This window comes from Neptuniibacter marinus (assembly GCF_965223595.1).
GTDB lineage: Bacteria > Pseudomonadota > Gammaproteobacteria > Pseudomonadales > Balneatricaceae > Neptuniibacter > Neptuniibacter marinus.
In genome coordinates this window covers 2,275,988-2,294,611 of sequence record NZ_OZ245004.1, presented here as the reverse complement: position 1 = coordinate 2,294,611, position 18,624 = coordinate 2,275,988, and the positions used below count along the sequence as shown (strand labels likewise).

The 18,624-nt window shown below is 43.8% G+C and carries 17 protein-coding genes and 1 tRNA gene; 4 read left to right on the top strand and 14 right to left on the bottom strand.

Features of this window, described 5'->3' with window-relative positions:
• Nucleotides 1–58: 58 nt before the first annotated feature.
• Nucleotides 59–994, top strand: coding sequence for a D-hexose-6-phosphate mutarotase (locus ACOQOE_RS10795; protein ID WP_067867295.1), 936 nt, complete (start codon nucleotides 59–61; stop codon nucleotides 992–994).
• A gap of 360 nt (nucleotides 995–1,354) precedes the next feature.
• Here the strand turns inward: ACOQOE_RS10795 and modF are convergent, their stop codons facing one another.
• From modF to ACOQOE_RS10780, 3 genes are all read right to left on the bottom strand, one after another.
• On the bottom strand, nucleotides 1,355–2,806 hold the full coding sequence (gene modF / locus ACOQOE_RS10790; protein WP_420555474.1) for a molybdate ABC transporter ATP-binding protein ModF: 1,452 nt from the start codon (nucleotides 2,804–2,806) through the stop codon (nucleotides 1,355–1,357).
• Between the two features lie 152 nt (nucleotides 2,807–2,958).
• Nucleotides 2,959–4,434: a ketol-acid reductoisomerase gene (gene ilvC / locus ACOQOE_RS10785; RefSeq protein ID WP_067867299.1), complete on the bottom strand. Its 1,476-nt coding sequence runs from the start codon at nucleotides 4,432–4,434 to the stop codon at nucleotides 2,959–2,961.
• Nucleotides 4,435–4,479: 45 nt separating this feature from the next.
• Entirely contained in the window at nucleotides 4,480–4,662 is a 183-nt protein-coding gene (locus ACOQOE_RS10780; RefSeq protein ID WP_420553961.1) for a hypothetical protein, read from the bottom strand.
• A 119-nt stretch (nucleotides 4,663–4,781) separates the two neighbouring features.
• Here ACOQOE_RS10780 and ACOQOE_RS10775 point away from each other — a divergent pair.
• Both ACOQOE_RS10775 and ACOQOE_RS10770 read left to right on the top strand, forming a co-directional pair.
• Nucleotides 4,782–4,858 (top strand) — tRNA-Met (locus ACOQOE_RS10775).
• Between the two features lie 1,001 nt (nucleotides 4,859–5,859).
• Entirely contained in the window at nucleotides 5,860–7,608 is a 1,749-nt protein-coding gene (locus tag ACOQOE_RS10770; RefSeq protein WP_067867303.1) for a pyrroloquinoline quinone-dependent dehydrogenase, read from the top strand.
• Nucleotides 7,609–7,691: 83 nt separating this feature from the next.
• Here the strand turns inward: ACOQOE_RS10770 and ACOQOE_RS10765 are convergent, their stop codons facing one another.
• Genes ACOQOE_RS10765 through ACOQOE_RS10755 form a run of 3 tightly spaced genes read right to left on the bottom strand, consistent with a single transcriptional unit; the run spans nucleotide 7,692 to nucleotide 10,798 of the window.
• Entirely contained in the window at nucleotides 7,692–8,720 is a 1,029-nt protein-coding gene (locus ACOQOE_RS10765; RefSeq protein WP_420553960.1) for an LLM class flavin-dependent oxidoreductase, read from the bottom strand.
• Nucleotides 8,713–9,111 (bottom strand): GlcG/HbpS family heme-binding protein, encoded by a 399-nt coding sequence (locus tag ACOQOE_RS10760; RefSeq protein WP_067867308.1) that lies wholly within the window; start codon nucleotides 9,109–9,111, stop codon nucleotides 8,713–8,715. Before ACOQOE_RS10760 ends, ACOQOE_RS10765 begins: the two co-directional genes overlap by 8 nt.
• Nucleotides 9,112–9,115: 4 nt before the next feature.
• Complete coding sequence (locus tag ACOQOE_RS10755) at nucleotides 9,116–10,798, bottom strand: sigma-54-dependent Fis family transcriptional regulator (protein WP_067867310.1); 1,683 nt, start codon at nucleotides 10,796–10,798, stop codon at nucleotides 9,116–9,118.
• 99 nt (nucleotides 10,799–10,897) lie between these two features.
• On the opposite strand from ACOQOE_RS10755, the gene ACOQOE_RS10750 reads away from it, so the two are divergent.
• Nucleotides 10,898–11,797 (top strand): LysR family transcriptional regulator, encoded by a 900-nt coding sequence (locus tag ACOQOE_RS10750; protein ID WP_067867312.1) that lies wholly within the window; start codon nucleotides 10,898–10,900, stop codon nucleotides 11,795–11,797.
• A 106-nt stretch (nucleotides 11,798–11,903) separates the two neighbouring features.
• On the opposite strand, the gene ACOQOE_RS10745 is transcribed toward ACOQOE_RS10750, so the two are convergent.
• Genes ACOQOE_RS10745 through ACOQOE_RS10710 form a run of 8 tightly spaced genes read right to left on the bottom strand, consistent with a single transcriptional unit; the run spans nucleotide 11,904 to nucleotide 18,602 of the window.
• Complete coding sequence (locus ACOQOE_RS10745) at nucleotides 11,904–12,095, bottom strand: 2-hydroxymuconate tautomerase (RefSeq protein WP_067867315.1); 192 nt, start codon at nucleotides 12,093–12,095, stop codon at nucleotides 11,904–11,906.
• Nucleotides 12,096–12,103: 8 nt separating this feature from the next.
• Complete coding sequence (locus tag ACOQOE_RS10740) at nucleotides 12,104–12,688, bottom strand: antibiotic biosynthesis monooxygenase (RefSeq protein ID WP_303419345.1); 585 nt, start codon at nucleotides 12,686–12,688, stop codon at nucleotides 12,104–12,106.
• 24 nt (nucleotides 12,689–12,712) lie between these two features.
• Nucleotides 12,713–13,504, bottom strand: coding sequence for a 2-oxo-3-hexenedioate decarboxylase (gene dmpH / locus ACOQOE_RS10735; RefSeq protein ID WP_067867321.1), 792 nt, complete (start codon nucleotides 13,502–13,504; stop codon nucleotides 12,713–12,715).
• On the bottom strand, nucleotides 13,504–14,532 hold the full coding sequence (gene dmpG / locus ACOQOE_RS10730) for a 4-hydroxy-2-oxovalerate aldolase (RefSeq protein ID WP_303419349.1): 1,029 nt from the start codon (nucleotides 14,530–14,532) through the stop codon (nucleotides 13,504–13,506). The genes dmpH and dmpG overlap by 1 nt, the downstream gene beginning before the upstream one ends.
• A gap of 4 nt (nucleotides 14,533–14,536) precedes the next feature.
• The gene (locus ACOQOE_RS10725; protein ID WP_420553959.1) at nucleotides 14,537–15,448 is read right to left on the bottom strand and encodes an acetaldehyde dehydrogenase (acetylating); all 912 of its coding nucleotides are present in this window, start codon (nucleotides 15,446–15,448) and stop codon (nucleotides 14,537–14,539) included.
• A gap of 30 nt (nucleotides 15,449–15,478) precedes the next feature.
• Nucleotides 15,479–16,264, bottom strand: coding sequence for a 2-oxopent-4-enoate hydratase (dmpE, locus tag ACOQOE_RS10720; protein WP_420553958.1), 786 nt, complete (start codon nucleotides 16,262–16,264; stop codon nucleotides 15,479–15,481).
• 1 nt (nucleotide 16,265) lies between these two features.
• On the bottom strand, nucleotides 16,266–17,126 hold the full coding sequence (locus ACOQOE_RS10715; RefSeq protein ID WP_420553957.1) for an alpha/beta fold hydrolase: 861 nt from the start codon (nucleotides 17,124–17,126) through the stop codon (nucleotides 16,266–16,268).
• 15 nt (nucleotides 17,127–17,141) lie between these two features.
• A complete protein-coding gene (locus tag ACOQOE_RS10710) occupies nucleotides 17,142–18,602 on the bottom strand; it encodes a 2-hydroxymuconic semialdehyde dehydrogenase (RefSeq protein ID WP_067987047.1) in 1,461 nt (486 codons plus the stop codon).
• Between the last annotated feature and the right edge of the window lie 22 nt (nucleotides 18,603–18,624).

The window sequence follows — 18,624 nt, the reverse complement described above, 5'->3', positions numbered from 1 at the left end:
TAATCTTATTTAATCTCAAGAGTAGAATCGTGGGTATAAGTTTAATACGGAAAATTATATGAATTTGGCGGACAAAGTTCAGGCGTTGTATGCGGAATACGGTGCTCTGAAAGGTGTAACAATTGAGATCTATAAGCAGCTTATTGCGGTTAGTGTGAAGAATAAAGCTGCGTCGGCCACTATTTTTCTTCAAGGAGCGCAGCTTGCTGAATACAAACAAGCGGGTGAGCGTCCTTTGCTTTGGTTAAGCGATCAATGCGACTATCAAGTGGGTAAGCCGCTTCGTGGGGGAATTCCTATTTGTTGGCCTTGGTTTGGCGATTTAGCTAAGAATCCGGATCAGGTAAAAGATCAAATATCATTGGATGTTGTTCCCGCTCATGGCTTGGTTCGTGATCAAGAGTGGTGCTTAGCTGATGTTAAGTTAATTGATAGTGAAACTACCCTGATTAAACTGGAATTAGATGTACAGCCATCTGATCTTTGGCCGTTTCCAGCCTTATTAAAGTTAGAGGTGACTGTCGGTCGCTCTCTTTCTATGAACTTTGAAGTAATAAATACGGGAGATAAGGCATTTTCCTTTACCTCTGCACTGCATAGTTATTTTAATATTGCCGGTATTGAGAGGGTTGAGGTCTTAGGGCTAGAGGGTGTGGAATATATAGATACATTGAAGGATTGGCGGCTTAGTTGTTCTAATAATCCTTTACGCGTCTCATCTGAAGTCGATCGCATCTATAAGAATTTGAGCGGTGTTGTGCTGATTAATGATCCCGGTTTTGTACGCCAAATTGAAGTGACAAGCCATAATGCACCAGACCTTGTTGTTTGGAACCCGTGGGCTGAGAAAGCTAAAAGGTTAAGCAATTTTGCTGATCAAGCTTTCCATAAGATGCTTTGTTTGGAAAATGCGCATCTTTTAGATAATCTACAAACCTTAGCGCCTGATCAATCTTTTTCAATGGGGCTGAATTGTCGGGTCTCGATCACTTAAATAGCATTTTTGAGTCGAAGTCAGTATTTGAAGTAATCCGCTTGTCTGCTGTTTTTTACCCGATGTTGACTAGGGTTGTTTCTGGGTACTGGCGTTTTTTTCCACCTTTAATTGTTTTCTTCGTTCAAATGCCGCATTCGCTACTTTGGCGTAAGAGGCATATTGTGCACTGCTAAGGTGTAAGCTTGAATTACCTGACCGACTAACGGTTCTATGATTTGTTTTAGGTGAACTACACATCGCTTATTCTCCACAATCTGATAGTGACTATGATCAGATAAAGGAATAAAAGTTCAATAATTGTTCATTTGCGTTGTTTATTTGAGTTGCGTGTTAAGAACCATCCGTGGTCTTAGCGCGTTAAGATGATTGTGCATCGAGCTTTTCAAGTTGTTTAAACTGGGTTATACCGCTAATTTGATCTTCTGCATGGTGGTTGACATAAAGTACGGTGGTGTCGCCACTAGTGCATATTTTTTCAATCAACGCTAAAACAAGCTGGCGGTTGATATCATCTAAGCCTAAGCAGGGCTCATCTAAAATCAACAGCGTAGGGTGTTTAACCATTGCACGTGCGATCAACAATAAGCGTTGATCACCGAACGAAAGCTGATTATAGGGTTCGTTAGCTCGATCTTTCATGCCGAGCAGCGCTAGCCACTGGTCTGCAACCGCTTTTTGCTTGTCTGTACTTTTTGTATAGACCCCAATGCTGTCATGGAAACCGGATAGAATGACGTTACGTAGGCTTATGCTGACACGGTATTCCCACTGTAGGGCGGTGGATACGTAGCCAATATATTGTTTGATCTGCCAAATCGTTTCACCGTGTCCACGCTGCATACCAAATACAAAAATATCATTGGTATAGCACTGAGGGTGATCGCCTGTGATTAAGTTGAGCAAACAGGTTTTGCCACTACCGTTAGGTCCGCTTAATTGCCAATGCTGACCCGCTTCAATGGTCCAATTGAGACCGTCGATAATAGTGGCATCGCCGTAAGCGACTTTAATGTTTTTTAGGCGCACAAGAGGATCTTTGGGGTTGAGTGAAGGCGGGCGGTCAGAAAGATCTGTCGCAGGCACTGAGAGCTCAGTTGTTTTTAAGTGAAGCAGTTGGTAAAGGTCGTCGTAAGCCTGTTTGTTATTGATATCAACGCTGTGTTGAAGCTTGCCTTGATCGGTGTAGGCAATATGGGTAATAAAGTCGGGAATTTCGTCAAAACGGTTGAGCACGAGCACCATTGCTATGGAATCGATCTTGCTTTTTAACAAGCTTTGCAACAGTTGCATAGAGGCCGCATCGAGCCCATCAAAAGGTTCATCAAGAATAATGAGGTCAGGGTTGTTTGCTAATGCTCGAATCAGCATTATCTTACGCGTCTCGCCCGTTGATAGCTTTCTAAAGCTACGATCCAACATCGGTTCTAATTTGAACATGGCAACTAGCTGATCAAGTAAGGCGCTATCAAATTCAGGGTAAAGTGCTTTGCCTTCTTCAAGGATCTCTCTGACGGGGGTGCCTTCGGATATTACATCCATGATGTCAGCATCGTCTTTTTTCAACTCACGCTCAATTAGCTCGGCTTGGGCTTCAAAAGATACAATTTCAATATGCTGAGGTAGGCCTGAAATAGAGCCGCTGACTTTATGGCCCGCACCGGCCAAAATAGCTGATAGGGCAGATTTACCTGAACCGTTAGCGCCAGTGATAACCCAGTGTTGGTTTGGCTCAAGTGTCCAGTTAATATTGTTTAAGGTGAAGGACTCACCAAAGGCTGCCGTATAATTTTCTATTTTGATGCTTTTCATTTCAATATGTGACGGAAGTATTTGGGTCAATACTCTACCGTTCCTCGTCAAAAAAATGTGGAACAACTTACGTTAGTGCGAAAAAAAAAGCCAAGACCAAAGGCCCTGACTTTTATTTATTCTATGAATAAAAATGCATAATTATCAAATAATTATACGATCTTCTTCATGTCAGCCATATGGCCACGTAGAACTGCACCAATGGCTTCTACTGGATGGCTGCGTAGGGCAGCATTTACTTCAATCAGGCGAGCGTTATCTACACCGGTGTCTGTTGTATCTAGACCTTTACCGATAACGTCAGTTTTAATGCCTTTCATGAAATCAGCCAATAGCGGTAGGCATGCGTGGTTGTATAGGTAGCAACCGTATTCTGCTGTATCAGAGATTGTTGCGTTCATCTCATAAAGTTTCTTACGCGCAATTGTATTAGCGATAAGCGGTGTTTCATGTAGTGATTCGTAGTAAGCAGATTCAGCAATGATGCCTGCAGCCGTCATTGTTTCGAATGCAAGCTCAACGCCGGCTTTAACCATCGCAACCATAAGGATACCGTTGTCGAAGAATTCCTGTTCAGAAATTTCAACATCGCCTGCAGGAGTTTTCTCGAAAGCAGTCTCAGCCGTTTCTGCGCGCCAGCCTAGAAGATTTTTATCATCATTCGCCCAGTCTTCCATCATAACGCGTGAGAAAGTACCGTCGATGATGTCATCTTGGTGCTTGTTGTAAAGTGGGCGCATGATCTCTTTCAACTCTTCAGCAAGATCGAATGCTTTGATCTTAGCTGGGTTAGAAAGACGATCTAGCATGTTAGTCACGCCACCGTATTTAAGTGCTTCAGTGATCGTTTCCCAACCATACTGAATAAGCTTAGATGCGTAACCAGAATCAATACCTTCTTCAACCATTTTGTCGAAGCAAAGTAGGGAACCGGTCTGAAGCATACCGCAAAGAATAGTCTGTTCACCCATAAGGTCAGACTTAACTTCCGCGATGAAAGAAGACATTAGAACGCCTGCTTTGTGGCCGCCTGTACCTACAGCGTATGCTTTTGCAAGTGCAAGACCTTCGCCTTTAGGATCGTTGTCTTCGTGAACAGCAATAAGTGTTGGAACACCAAAGCCACGCACGTATTCAGCGCGAACTTCAGAGCCAGGGCACTTAGGTGCAACCATGATTACGGTTAAGTCTTCACGGATTTTCATGCCTTCTTCCACGATGTTGAAACCGTGAGAGTAAGATAGGCAAGCGCCTTTTTTCATAAGTGGCATGACTTCGTTTACAACAGGCGTGTGCTGCTTATCAGGTGTAAGGTTTAATACAACATCAGCTGTTGGGATAAGTTCTTCGTATGTGCCCACAACAAAACCGTTTTCTGTCGCGTTTTTCCAAGACTGGCGCTTTTCAGCAATTGCAGCTGCACGAAGGGTGTAAGAAACATCTAGACCACTATCACGTAAGTTAAGACCTTGGTTAAGACCCTGTGCACCACAGCCGATTACGACTATTTTTTTGCCTTTAAGCGCTTCAACACCATCGCTGAACTCGTCCATAGACATAAAACGACATTTAGCTAGCTGTGCAAGCTGCTCACGTAAAGGTAGTGTATTGAAATAGTTGTTAGACATTTCCAAATTCCGTATTAATTATGTCGGGTGAAACCCGAAAGCTGGTTAATTATGGCGATACTCTAATGGAATTAAAGCGTCGCGTAAAATGATATATATGGGTTGTTCTGTTGCATTTATTGCAATGATAAACTGCATCAAAACAGGTTGGGCTAAATAATAGCTATATTTTGAGCAGGTGCCAGTAGAACCCGCAGATATTGGATCGATTGTGCGAAAAATATCCATTTCATGAAGTTCTGATCAGATAGTAATCAACCTTTTATCTCTATTTCATTTATTTTGCATTTGCGTGAAATAGGGCTTGCTAAAGTCTAAGGCGGTCTATACTATTCGCCCCACATTGATGCGGGGTGGAGCAGCTTGGTAGCTCGTCGGGCTCATAACCCGAAGGTCGTTGGTTCAAATCCAGCCCCCGCTACCAAATTAGAGAAAACCGATTTAGTTAATTCTAAGTCGGTTTTTTTGCGTCTGAAGCTTGCTTAAATTAATACTAAGACAAGAGATGCTCGTCGGACTCAGCTCATGTAACCCCGGGCGAAGGCCGTTGGTTCCGTGCCCATGGGTCAGCCATTATCTTTGTCGCATTCGGAAACGCGGGATGAGTAATCAGGCTAAATATCGGGCGCTCAGGATCGTTTTTAAATGAGTCTGCAATGCTCAAGACATTGCGACCATTCTTAAACCCTGAGATAGCCGATCAGCACGCCATGAATCGAGAGCTGTAGAACATTTACTTCATCGCTTTGGCCATTGTTGGCATCTGCGATCATTCATTCTCTCCCAGCAACCCCTGCCATGGATCATCGGCCAGCAGGTTACTCTGTTCTTTTCCCGTTTGGCTTGGCTGGTGCCCCAGTCGATGACGGATTATCCTCGGCCAGTATCGCCAGCACAGCATTCAATTTTTCTTGTGGTATTAGCAGCAAAAAGAAACATACATATTGCTTTTATCGAGGTGCTTCTATGTGCTGTTGTTCGCTTATTGTGTTGTGCCAAAATTCGCTTATTGTGCTTATTTCTCAGATGAAAGAGGTGAGGAAAGAGCGAGCGAGCCAAATCTCAAAACCCTAAAAGCCTTCTGCCAGTTTCCCCAATTTGCATAGCAAATAGCGCAAGGCGCTCTAGTTCGGCCTAGTATATGTATATATACCAGTGTGTCCGCAGAGATTTACCGGATTCATTCAGCCTAATAGGCAATTTAAGCGATGTTTATCGGGTTAAATACCCGCTGTGTGATGTGGGCTTTGGTATAGACTGTGTAGCAAAGTATATTCTCTTAATTAGCTTGATTTGTGTGCTAGGGTGCTAGGACGCTTATTTAACCTGACTAATGATAAGTATAACGGGTAGCTCTTTTAATATAATTAAGGAGGGAGTTAATTAAGGGGGTATTGATAGTAAACAATTATTAAGGGGGTAAATATGAATAGGCTCATGCTCTATTTGGTCTGTATGTTAGGCGCAGGAGGTTACGCGTATGGAGGTGGTTCTAATTGGTCGACATATGGTAACGGGCTATCAAATCAGCGTTTTAGCCCATTATCTCAAATTAATGCTGACAATGTTAACCAGCTCAAATTGGCTTGGTCGTATAGCACTGGCATTAAAGCAAGTTTTCAAACCACTCCGATTAACATAGGAAATCGGCTCTATATAAGTACGCCTTTTAATCACGTTGTGGCTTTAGATGCTGAAAATGGAAAGGAAATTTGGCGTTACAAACATACACTAAAACATAAGAAAAGTTGCTGCGGCCCTGCGAATAGGGGGGTAGCAGTGAATCACGGTGCCGTTTTTCAAGCGACGATTGATGGATATTTAATTGCATTGGATCAGGAGACGGGCGCTGTTTTGTGGAAAGTGGAGGTGGAAGATATTGCGTTATCGACACCTGAGAGTATGAAAGGGCTTTTACAAGGCGTTAACCTAGGCAGCAATGCGAAAGTGATTGGTGAAACCAGTCATAGCTTTAATATGGCACCTCAAGTGTATGACGATAAAGTTTTTATTGGTAGCACTGGGGCAGGGTATGGGCTTCATTTAGATACTGATTCAGGTTTAAAGGTTGTTGGCTTAGGTGATGGTCGGACTGGATTGAGAGGTTTTCTTGCTGCATTTGATAGTCAAACAGGAAAGGAGTTGTGGCGTTGGTACAGCATTAATGGTGAAGGTTGGGTAGGGCAATGGCGAGAAATGACAGTCGATGGTGTATTGCTCAATAGAGATATAAAAAATGAGCAAGCACAAGAGGCTCGCTTTCGCCAAAGCTGGAAATTAGGCGGTGGCTCTATTTGGAGTACGCCTGCGATAGATGAAGAAAGTGGTTGGCTTTACATAGGGACAGGTAACCCAGCCCCTAATATGGATGGCTCTACCCGCCCAGGGGATAATTTACATACGTCGAGTATCGCTGCTATTGACAGTAAAAGTGGTGAACTTAAATGGGCTTTTCAGCAGGTACCACATGATCGTTGGGGCTATGATGTTTCAAGTCCTCCTGTGCTTTTTGAGACAGTCATTAATGGTGAGCGAGTTAAAGCCGTGGGGCAAGCAGGGAAAACGGGCTGGTTTTATGCGTTAAACCGAGAAACCGGGGAGCTACTGTATAAATCGGAAGCCTTTGTACCGCAAATAAACTTATTTGCTGATCCCTCAGCAGCAGGGGTGACTATTGCTCCAAGTATTGCGGGGGGGAGTAATTGGTCACCGGTATCTGTTAATCAGGCCAAGCAGCAAGTGTATATTGCCGGTATTCATAAGCCGGCGACTTATTATCGGAAACCGCTAAATGTAAATAAAGAGCTACCTTGGCAAACCTATACCTATTTTGAGTTTAGTGATGAACCAGCATTTGGTACGTTAACAGCGATTGCGCTGACAGACGGTAAAATCCAATGGCAACATAAAACGCGGTTACCTATGTTAGGTGGTGTTCTATCGACAGCGGGTGGTTTGATTTTTAGTGGTGAAGGAGATGGTGAATTTTTTGCCTTAGATGAAAATAGCGGTAAAAAATTATGGTCATTTAAACAATCGTACGGAGTCAATGCGCCTCCGATTAGTTATTCAATCAAAGGGAAGCAATATATTGCCGTTGCGGCTGGGGGAAATAAAATTGCAGGTTATCCAACCGGTGATAGTCTTTTAGTTTTCAGCCTACCTGATAAGTAAGTGACGTGAGTGTAAAGCCGACTTAGTGAATGTCTAAGTCGGTTTTTTTATTGAATGTTTTTAGTCCATTCATTCAGTGCGGGTTATAAACTGAATGCCCGCGCTAATTTACGGTAGCTATCACAGCGTTTTTCAAAACTGTGGGTTACAGCCACAACCATCATCTCGTCTACATCATAGTAGTTCGCTTGCTCTTCTAATTTAGCCCTACATTCACTAGGTGTGCCGGTGATGATGCTATCCCGTGTTTCATGGAAGTAAGCTTGATCAGAAGGTGAGAGTTTTTTCATTAGGTCTAGGCAGACCTCAGGAGGTTTAACCTCTTCACGAATGCCATGGCGAAAGGCTAAGACTTTCCAGTAGGTATGTGAGGAAGCTAAAAGCTCAGCTTCCTCTTTTGTCTCTGCTGCAATGGCGGCACTGGCGATAATGGCGGGTCCCGATTGAGGGGCATTTTCTGTACGTGGTCGATATAGTTTACGGTAGCGATTTATAATATCAGCGGACCGCTCGTGGGTGCCAATAAAGAGGGCTAATACAAAGCCTAATCCCATGGATGCCGCTAAATCTATACTGCCATCGCTTGAACCTAAGGTCCAAAGCGCTGGGGAGCTTCCACCCATAGGTGTCGTTGTGAGGTCTGAAAATGGGTGTTGGTTTGCAAACTGATAATCGTCAATAAAAGCGGTTAAGGCTTCTAGTTGGCGAGGATAATGGTCAGATGCTAATGGGTTGTGTGGATAAGCTAAAGCTATACTTGACGCTTCTGATCCCCCCGGTGCTCGGCCAACACCTAAATCGATTCGACCAGGATGAAAGGCTTCTAGAGTTTTAAAAACTTCCGCAACTTTGTAAGGGCTGTAGTGGGAGAGCATAACGCCGCCACTACCCACTTTGATTTGTTTGGTGTTGGCGGCAATTTGGCCAATAACAATTTCTGGGGCTGAGCTGGCATAAGCAGGGGTTGAGTGGTGTTCAGCAATCCAATAGCGGTGATAATTTAGTTCATCCGCTAACTTGGCTAATTTTATACTGTCATTTAATGCATCAGCTTGGTTTTTCCCATCATGAACAGGGGACTGATCGACAATGCTTAATTTGATATTAGCCATTCAGTTCTGTTTCCTTTACTGCAAATTCTGCAATGGCTGTATCTTGCGCTTCAGTGGCACCTGAGATACCGATCGCACCGATCTGAGCGTCATCAACAAAAATGGGATGCCCTCCGCCAAAACCGATAAGGCCATCGTTAGAATTTTCCATACCTAAGAGATTTTCCTCTCTAATCAGTTTGCCGAAAACACCGGATGGGATAGGGAAGAGGCTTGAGGTTTTTGCTTTGCCAGCCGCTACATCAATTGATCCTAAAAACGCATTATCCATACGGCGAAAAGCATTAAGGTGTCCACCTTGATCGGTAATAGCGATACAAACTTTAACACCAAGTTCCTCTGCTTTTTGTTCTGCTTTTGTGATTAATGTAGTGGCTAATAATTGGTTCATGTTCTTATCCTTTTTCTTCCATTTTCTTCATGCGGTAAGCGAGAGTGGGTCTAGAAATACCTAAAATACGTGCGGCTTCTGATACATTGCCTTGGGCGTTGTCTAAGGCATAATCTAAAAATTTCTGTTCAATATCTTCTAGTGAACCGCAATCATTAAGTGCTTCTTGAATCCATAGTGTGGAGTGTTGTTTTGCATCATTTTCGGATGAATCTATTAAATGTCCATCCTCTGATAATATTTGGCTTGCTTTAAAACTAAGGGTTGGGAATAAAACCGTTGCGCTGATCTCTTCGCCACTATCAGTAAGAATAAGTGCACGTTCAATCAGGTTTTCTAATTCACGAACATTGCCCGGCCAGTCATAATTCATCATTGCCTGCATGGCCATTCCTGAAAGGCCTGCGGTTCTTTTGCTGTAGTAGGCGTGATATTTCTCAAGAAAGTGTTCAATCAATAAAATAAGGTCTTCGCTACGCTCTCTTAATGGCGGTATATGTATCGGGTAAACATTCAAACGATAGTAGAGATCGGCTCTAAAGCGCCCTGTTTTAACCGCTTCCTCTAATGATTCGTTGGTTGCGGCGACTACACGGACATCAACTTTTCGGGTTTGACTATCGCCAACGCGTTCGAGTTCACCTTCTTGTAAAACTCTTAAGAGTGCCGCTTGTGCGCGAGGGGATAGCTCAATCACTTCATCTAAGAAAATAGTCCCTTGATGGGCCCGTTCAAATTTTCCTTCTCTGGAATTGCTTGCCCCTGTGAATGCTCCTTTTTCGACACCAAAGAGTTCTGATTCTATAAGGTCAGGGGGGATGGCTGCGCAGTTGACCGCAACAAATTTTTTATTTTCTCGGTTACTTGCATCGTGTATTGCCCGTGCAACCAGCTCTTTACCTACACCGGTTTCACCGAGTAGAAGTACAGTAACATTGGCGTCGGCTGCTCTGTTAGCTAATTTACAGACATGCTGAAAGCCGGGGGATTGTCCGCGGAAGTTACCTAAGGTCGATTTTTTATCAACTTTATGACGTAAAACGGAGATCTGAGATTGAAGTTCATACAGTTCTTCAATAATAGGCGAACGACTAAAATATTTACGATAGGTGGCTACATCGTCCCATTCTTCAGCGGGTTTACCTACGAGCAAGCAGGTGTTGTCACCACAGCCTCGGCAAGTGATCTCTTTAAAAAGTATCTCTCGACCAAGTAGAGCGGATGTGAAGGCACTGGCCTGTCCAATAAGGCTCCAGCAAACAGGTTCTTCAAGTTGTCCTAACTCTGTGCAGAACATTTCAGCTTCATAAGAATCATGCATGATGTATTCAGCATAAAAATGTCCACTGGCTTGATCGACTTCAAGTTGTTGTTCATCAACACGGACAAAGCCTTTAAGGGAGTGAAGGCTAAAACCAGTCCTAATAAGATCTAAAGGTTCTTTGGATTGGCTGAGTCTAAGGGCAAGTTGTGCGTCTTTTTTGCCAATACTATAGCCCAAGCGCATAAAAAAGCCTTTAGCGCGCTCCAGCCCTAGGGTTTCTATCTGCTCTTTACGAAACTCTGCAAGCGCGATCAATTGCATGAGTAGAACTCGTTGTTCGTCCAACCAGATCTGTCCATCTCGTTCATCAAAACGAACTTGTTGGCAAAGCTGTGGATTTACTGGCAATTTTAAATGATCCATACGATCCCCAATTGGCTTTTCGTTTGATTCTATAATATCTCGTATATAAAATTTACTGGTATAATTGAGAACTTAAATCCTACAAATGGGATAATGTGAATGGATTTTCATAATCTTTATCTTTTCGTCAAAGTGGTTGATCGTGGTAGCTATATAGCTGCGGCTAAAGAGCTGAATATGCCGAGCTCTACATTGAGTCGCCGTATACAGCAGCTCGAAGAGCAGCTGGGCTATCAGCTTTTGTATAGGAGCTCACGTAAGCTCTCTATGACAGAAGCCGGCGCATTATTTTACCGACGCTGTCAGCCATTATATGAGGAGCTTAGTGATGCAACTCAAGGCTTAGAGGGGGAGCTGACATCTCCCCAAGGAAACCTAAAAATCACTGCACCAGTGAGTTTAGCTAATGAGTTGTTAAATGCATGGTTTTTTGAGTTTATGGAGTGTTACCCCAAGATCAATATCGATCTATTACTGTCGAACAGTAATATAGCGCTAAAAGAGGAGGGGATTGATATAGCTTTCCGTATTGGAGAGATACATATCGCAGATTGGATATCCCGTTTTTTGTTTACCTCCCGTTTTTCATTATGTGCAAGCCCTCGTCTAATTGAGCGTTTAGGTCATCCGACCTCGATCAACGAGTTAAAAGAGTATCCGTTAATTTTGTCGCGTCGCTCTCCTATTTGGAATTTTACCGATAGATATGGAAATACCTCTGAGTTTACCGGCGAGGCTCGGTTGATCTTTGATGAGCTACAAGGTGCCGCTGAGGCTGTTGAAGCGGGTATTGGTGTGGCTTGCTTACCCGATTATATTGTTGGCGAGGCATTAACAACGGGGCGCTTGATTACCCTTTTACCTGAATATGAGCCGGCTGGGCGAGAGGTGAAAATGGTTTATCCCCATCGCCAATATCTGCCAACCAAAGTTAGATTGTTTATTGACTTTATTTTGGCGAAAACGGAAGAGGAGCGAAAGGTTATGGCCGCGACTTAGTCTTCGACCTTTTGACAAAAAAAGCCCTGCAGGCGCAGGGCAAAGGTGTAGATCAATGCTCGTTTACAAGGACGATGAAGTAGTGAATGTTAATCTTAGCCTAGCTTTACTTACCTAATTTTTTTGCGGACTCTCCCGCGATACCGAAATGCTGTTTAGGCATCTCATTAATCATAATACGGACGCTAGGTTTAGGTGCATCTAAGGCTCTAACACAAGCATCAGTTACTTCGGCTATAAGGCGCTCTTTCTGTTCATCAGAACGTCCTTCCATAATGTTGATCTGTATAATTGGCATATCTTCCCTCAGCTATAAAGCCATGATTTTAATAGACGCGTTACTCTGGGCATAACGACATAGGTCATCAACAAAACTTGGGCTACGACAATTGTTAATGTTTTAAACCAAAAAGACATTGGCTCTAAAATGGGAGCAAACGCTAAGTTGATTGCGACAACAAGAACATAAACGACAATGATTAATATCAGCGCCATTTTGTGAGGAGAAGGGTGCTTTTGGATAGGTAGTTCAGGTAGATCAAACCAAAACTCAAGTCCTGTTCCTCGTTTTGTTACCGCTTCCCCTTCAACTAAACTTTCAAGTTTAGCTAACCATTCGCTTCTTGTTTCAGATTGTTCCCAATGCTGACAATTAGCATAATTATCAAAGCGATAGATAATGACGTATTCATGGTTAGTTGCTTGGCTCGGTCGTAAAACATTTGTTCCCAGATGACCGGGGTAACTAGATGCAGCATTGATCACACCTGAAACCCAGTTTTCATACTCGGCCTCAGAACCTAACTTTACTTTACGTGAGATGCTGACCGTAATGGGACCTTCATCTCCCGGTTGGCAAACCGTAGGTTTAGTATTTTCTGCTGAATTCATCTAGTTACCCCTTTTAAGTATTAACTATACGAACTTACCACTAACAGTACCTAAGTCTTGATAGCGCACTGTAAAGCTATCGCCTTTATTAACTTGGACGGCCGCGGTAATTGCTCCGATCATAATAAAGGTTCCGGCAGGGATTTCTTCCCCTCGTTCACCTAACATATTAGCCAGCATTGCAACGGAGGATGCTGGGTGTCCTAGTACGGCCGCACCGGCACCTACTTGAACCACTTCACCGTTGATCTCCATTACCACACCAATATTTTTCAGATCTAAGTCTTCTGCTTTTGCCATAGTGCCACCGGCGACAAAACGGCTTGATGAGGAGTTGTCAGCAATAACGCTTTTAAGATCAAATTTAAAATCCTTGTAGCGTGAATCAATGACTTCCACTGCCGGCATAACAAAATCAGTTGCGCGTAGAACATCCGCAATATGTACACCTGGGCCCTTTAGGGGGGCTTTAGTAACAAAGGCTAGCTCGGCTTCTATTTTGGGATGAATCAGTTCATCAATTTTGATCTCACCGCCATCAGGAACAGAAAAATAATCGGCAAGGAAACCATAGCAAGGGTGTTCAACGCCCATTTGAGCCATTTTAGCCCATGAGGTTAACCCCATTTTCATGCCAACAATTTTAGTGCCGCGGGCCTCTTTACGGCGACGCATCTCCCATTGAATATCGAAGGCATCTTCGTAGGTCATATCAGGAAAATCATCTGTGATTTTAGTGATTTCGTATGCTTTTAACTCGGCGTTTTCACAATGCTCGGCTAGTTGTTCAATTTGTGCTTTTGTTAGATTACCCATTAGATTAATCCTTTTTCTTTAGCCATTGTTAGAGCTAAATCTTCAATCATATCTTCTTGACCACCCACAGTACCGCGACGACCAAGTTCTACTAAAATATCCCGTGCTTGGATACCATATTTGGCTTCTGCACGCTGAGCAAAGAGCAGGAATGAGCTATAAACGCCCGCATAACCTAGGGTTAATGCATCACGGTCAACACGTATAGGTTGATCCATTAGAGGGACGACTAAATCTTCCGCAACATCCATAATCTTATAGAGATCTACACCATGATTAGCGTGCATACGATCAAGCACAGCGACAAACACTTCGAGTGGTGTATTGCCAGCGCCGGCGCCTAAACCGGCTACAGATCCATCTATGCGGTTTGCACCTGCATCAACTGCAGCTAATGAGTTAGCAATGGCCATCCCCATATTGTGATGACCGTGGAAGCCGAGTTCTGTATTTGGGTTTAATTCAGAGCGTAGTAGGCCGATTTTTTCGGATACTTCATCAGGAAGCATGTAACCCGCTGAATCGGTGCAATAGATACAGTTAGCACCGTAGCTTTCCATCAATTTTGCTTGTTCTAGTATTTTCTCTGCAGACACCATATGCGCCATCATAAGAAAGCCCACTGTATCCATATCCATCTTAGCGGCCATGCCTATATGCTGCTCAGATACATCCGCTTCTGTACAGTGAGTCGCTACACGTATAGTGTTTACACCACAGTCACGGGCCATTTTAAGATGGTCGACGGTACCAATGCCTGGCAATAATAATGCAGACACTTTTGCGTTTTTCATTTTTGGTATGACAGCGTTTAGGTACTCTTCGTCGGTATGAGCTGGAAAACCATAGTTCAAAGATGAGCCGCCTAAACCATCACCATGAGTGACTTCTATTAGAGGGATTCCGGCATCATCTAAGCCGGTTGAAATAGCAACCATCTGCTCTAATGAAAGTTGATGACGTTTAGCATGCATTCCATCACGCAGACTCATATCGTGAAGTGTTACGTTTTTACCTGTTAAGTCCATTGTTTTAGCCTCGTTCCGGTAGCGTGATTGTTCCGTTGTATGCCTCTTCTGCAAACATCTCGGCAGTACGAAGTCCCGCTGCTGTCATAATGTCTAAGTTGCCTGCATATTTAGGTAAGAAATCACCTAGCCCTTCAACTTCCATAAAAACGGATACTTTATTACCATCAAAGATAGGGCCGTTTACTAATTTATAACCCGGCACATACTTTTGAACCTCTTTGACCATGTTATGGACAGATGTAGTGATTGCCGCTTGGTCGGGTTTCTCTTTAGTTAGACAGTGCACTGTATCGCGCATCATCAAAGGGGGCTCAGCTGGATTGACTATGATGATTGCTTTACCTTTATCCGCACCCCCTACAGCTTCAACTGCACCGGCAGTAGTGCGGGTAAATTCATCAATATTCTGACGGGTTCCTGGGCCAATAGAGCGAGAGGAAACAGTCGCAACAATTTCACCGTATTCAACCGCTTGCACTTGTGAGACCGCTGCCACCATAGGGATGGTTGCTTGCCCACCACAAGTCACCATATTGACGTTCATCTCTAATTGAGAAGCGTGCTTCTTTAAATTTACCGGCGGGACGCAGAATGGGCCAATAGCTGCAGGCGTTAAATCCACCATAATCACGCCAAGCTCATTTAATTTACGGCTATTTTCTGCGTGTACGTAAGCAGAAGTTGCATCAAAGGCGACGCGAATATCGTCCTTTACCACTTGATCCAACATACCGTCGATGCCTGTACTAGAGATTTTCATTCCCATCTCTTTTGCGCGCTTAAGACCTTCTGATTCAGGATCTATACCTACCATCCATACAGGTTCAACCCACTCAGAACGTTGCATTTTCATCAACAGATCGGTACCTATATTACCTGGACCAATAATGACTGCTTTTAATTTCTTACTCATATTAATATCCTCAAAGTCAGTGTGGTCGAGTTAGGTAAAACGAACAGATGCAGACCCAATACCGCCAATACTGACCGTCATGTAATCGCCTGCTTGAACAGGTTCTAGGGGTACAAGTGAGCCTGAGAGTATGACTTCACCTGCTTTAAGTGAGATACCGAACTCGCCCAAGGTATTGGCCAACCAAGTGACACAATTAACAGGGCTTCCTAGTGCTGCCGCACCGGCTCCGGTAGAGATGATTTGTCCGTTTTTCTCAACCACCATACCGCAGGTCGATAAGTCGACTTCGCTAGGTTTTACTGCTCGATCACCTAAGACAAAGAGGCCACAAGATGCGTTATCAGCAACGGTGTCTTGGATTTTTATTTTCCAATCCTCAATGCGCGAATCGACGATCTCAAAACAGGGCATAACGTAATCAGTTGCCGCTAATACATCAGCATTAGTGATACCTGGGCCGATAAGATCTTTTTTAAGAACGAAAGCAATTTCACCTTCGGCTTTTGGTTGAATAAGTCGCTCAGATATAGGCATCTCTTCACCTTGGCTAAAGGCCATATCATCGGTGAGATAACCAAAATCTGGTTGATGAACATTCAGCATGTTTTGAACAGCTTTTGAGGTAACGCCAATCTTTTTACCGATAATTTTAGCGCCGGCTTGTACGCGTCGATCCACCATACGTAAAGAGATGTGATAAGCATCTTCAATGGTTATATCGTCAAAACGTTCAGTAAAAGGCTTTAATGTTTTGCGTTCGGTGAGCGCCTCATAGAGCTCATCACCACATTTCTCTATCTGTTTTGGATTCATTTTATTTCTCGTATGCAAGTTGATCACCTTCTTTTAAAAAGGTGGCAATTAACTGATTAAACCGCGCGTTGTGTTCAATTTGAGTCCAATGACCACATTCACCAAAAACATGAAGTTGAGATCGACTGATCAAGCGGTTTAATGTGAAGCTATTTTCAAGCGGAATGACTTGATCATCCCGGCCATGGATAATGAGAGTTTCATGCCTGAGTGCACGAATCTGTTGTTCTTCACTCGTCATGGCATCGATCCAACGCTGCCTAGGGGCTGGAAACATTGCAGAATATGATCTCTGTACACCTTCACGTATGCTTGCTTGATAACGAAGCTCTGCGAGCTCATCGGTAACAAGGTTTCGGTCAAAGGCAAAGATATCTAACATTTTTTTCATTGATTCTAGTGAGGGCTGATAACCCCAAACCTGATCCAGTCCTTGGGTTAAAGTGAAGGGAACACCGACACTTCCCATCAAGACTAGGCGACGTATGCGGTTGGGGTATTTAATGGCTATAGCCAGTGCAAGCGCCCCCCCAAATGAGTTGCCTATTAAATCGGTTTGATCAATATCTAAGTAATCTAGTGTATCGATTAGGTGCAGAACCCATAGGTCCATGGTGTAGTGGTTGTTGGGCGATCCTTGTGTGTAACCAAAACCCATTAGGTCGGGGGCGATAACACGACGCTCTTTTGCTAGAACTTGAATGCTAAGGCGCCAATTGGCCCACGCTGTTACCCCTGGACCTGAGCCATGAAGTAGTACAACTGGGAAACCTGTCCCCTGGTCATGTACATTAGTCATAACGCCTTTAATATCGGTGAGTAAACCGATTTCAGGGTTATTGTTTGTAGCGGTTGTATTCATGGCTCAGCTCGTGTCTTAGAATTTAATGCAGATGTTTTTAGTTTCGGTGTAGAACTCAAGGCCATGAACACCCCCTTCACGACCAATACCTGATTCTTTTGCACCACCAAATGCGGTGCGAAGATCGCGTAGGAACCAGCTATTAATCCATACCAATCCAACTTCTAGTTGCTCGGCTATACGGGATGCTTTAGCTGAGTTTTCAGTCCATACCGCTGCAGATAAACCGTAGTTGGTATTGTTTGCTAAATGGACAACCTCATCTTCTGAATCAAAAGGGCGAATATGACAGCAGGGCCCAAATACCTCTTCTTTAATGAGGCGAGCGTCATCAGGAAGGTCTGTCCAAATAGTAGGTTCTACCCAAGCTCCAGCATTTAGCGCATCGCCCATCTCTGGGACACCACCACCCGTAACGACGGTTGCACCTTCTTCTACGGCTAATTTGTAGTAGGAGAGGACTTTATCTTTGTGTTCTTGGCTAACCAGTGGGCCAAAATCTACACTTGGATCTTCAGGACGGCCCATTTTTAATTTCTCTACGCCATCTTTTAAGCGTTGAACAAATTCATCAAACAGAGGACGTTCAACATAAACTCGTTCGGTACCTAGGCAAACTTGACCGCAGTTCACAAAAGCTGAACGTAGGGTACCTTCAACTGCTTTATCAAGATCACAATCTGCGAAAACAATCCCAGGGTTTTTACCACCACACTCCATAGAAATATTACGTAAACCGACAGAGGCAGCACGCATGATTATTTCACCGGTGCGGGTTTCTCCAGTAAATGTAATCGCATCTACATCTTTATGTTCGGTTAAAAAAGCACCAGCAGAGTCTGGACCAAAACCATGAACCACGTTGTAAACCCCTTCAGGTACACCGCATTCATTCATCACTTCACCAAGCAGTGTGGCGGTTGCTGGTGTTTCTTCAGAAGGTTTGACCACTACGGTATTGCCGCAAGCTAAGGCCGGGCCTACTTTCCATGTCATTAATAACAACGGAAGGTTCCAAGGGCTGACAACGGCAATAACACCTTTAGGCGTGCGATGTCCGTAGTTCAGTGCACCTAAGCCATCCGGTGTATCCATGTGGAAAGCTTCAGTCGGATGGTTTGCAACGGTTTCAGAAAAGGCTTTGAAATTCGCAGCACCCCGGGGAATATCAATGTGGGAAGCAATTTTATGAGGCTTACCTGTATCTAAACATTCAGCTTCGAGGAACTCATCAAAGCGTTCGTTAATACGGTCGGCAACTTTGTTAAGTAAGGCGGTACGTTGAGCTTGGGTCATTTCCCCCCAAGGTCCTTTCATCGCAGATTTGGCTGCGCTAACGGCCATGTCAACTTCTTGTAGGCCTGCCTCATGGACAGTACCAATAACACTGTTGTCTACAGGACAGCGGTTCTCGAACGTTTTACCGCTGCTTGAAGTAACAAATTGACCATTTATAAAATTCTTAAATTCTTTCATTCTTTTTCTCAAGCTAAGTAAA